Below are 1,376 nucleotides of genomic sequence, written 5' to 3' on the forward strand. Positions count from 1 at the left end.
CCTGCAAATTAACCTTTAAGCACGTACTTTGAACTTTCTGATCCTTCTGGCGGGCTTTGTCGCCTTAATCCTCGGGGCTGACAAGCTTGTTGATGCCGCCTCCAGCCTGGCCTCTAAAATAGGCATTCCCAACATTGTCATTGGCCTGACGATTGTCGCCTTCGGAACGTCCGCACCTGAGTTAGTGGTGAACCTGTTCGCTGCCTCAAGTGGCAGTACCGAAATGGTGCTGGGGAATGTGCTAGGAAGCAATATCTTTAACATTCTGGCTATTCTGGGTATATCCGCTATTATTTACCCGCTCACGGTCAAGACAAACACAACTTGGCTGGAAATCCCACTTAGCCTGCTGGCGGCTGTATCCGTGCTCATCCTGGCGAACGATGCTTACCTTGATGGCTCCGTTTTAAACCTTATCTCCAGATCCGAGGGGCTAGTACTACTGCTGTTCTTCTTAATCTTCCTTGTGTATAATTTAAAGATATCTCAGAGCAGCTCAGGCGAGGAGGAGGAAACGGAGACAAAAGACTACACCTATCTGCAGTCCGGACTGTTCATCGCTCTGGGGCTGGCCGGGCTAATCATAGGCGGAAGGTTGATCGTGACAAGTGCGGTGAGCATTGCCCAAACAATCGGGCTTTCTGAGAGGATCATAGGACTGACTGTGGTGTCTATAGGGACTTCATTGCCTGAGCTCGCAACATCCGTGGTTGCGGTAAGGAAGAAGAATGTAGACATCGCCATCGGGAACGTAGTAGGTTCAAACATCTTCAACACCTTCCTCATTCTCGGCCTGTCAACCCTCGTTACCCCTGTACAAGTCAACGCAGGCTCCTTCACCGATATCGTTATAAACATCGCTGCAAGCCTGCTACTGTTCCTATTCATCTTCACTGGCAAGGGGAGAAAATTATCAAGGTGGGAAGGGGCAGTGCTGTTGACCCTGTATCTGGCCTACCTGACCTTGCTCATTTACCAGGAGTAGGATCAATGCGAGGGCAGGCCTTATGTTCATAAACGCGGAAGGCCCAGCAAACCGGGCCCTCCGCCTATGGGAAACTATCACATAAGAAACCTATTTGGCAAACAGTACGAGGGGCTCCGAACAGGAGTTATCCAGTGAGTACCAAGGCTTTTGCTTTTTCCTCTCCGCATGCTGCTCCCTCTGGGAGGCTGCCTGATCGCTTTTCCTAAAGGCCATTGGCCACAGGATCAGATAGGAAACTGCAGGGAACCCTTCGTTTCAAAGGAAGCCGCCCCCCTTAGAAACATTGGCCCGGCTGCGCAGTGCTGGGCCTGGCCTCTGTAAAACACAGCTATGAGCACCGGCACCAGCAAAGATAAGCAGGAGGTGGACCGCACCCAGTGGTAGCCCC

General features: G+C 51.5%; 1 protein-coding gene. It reads left to right on the plus strand.

Annotated elements, in window-relative coordinates; genetic code table 11:
* The first annotated feature begins 28 nt into the window (after positions 1–28).
* A complete protein-coding gene (locus CHB92_RS25405; RefSeq protein ID WP_089322038.1) occupies positions 29–985 on the plus strand; it encodes a calcium/sodium antiporter in 957 nt (318 codons plus the stop codon).
* The last annotated feature ends 391 nt before the right edge of the window (positions 986–1,376 follow it).

Origin of the sequence: Pontibacter ummariensis (genome assembly GCF_900188175.1) — a bacterium.
GTDB classification, from domain to species: domain Bacteria; phylum Bacteroidota; class Bacteroidia; order Cytophagales; family Hymenobacteraceae; genus Pontibacter; species Pontibacter ummariensis.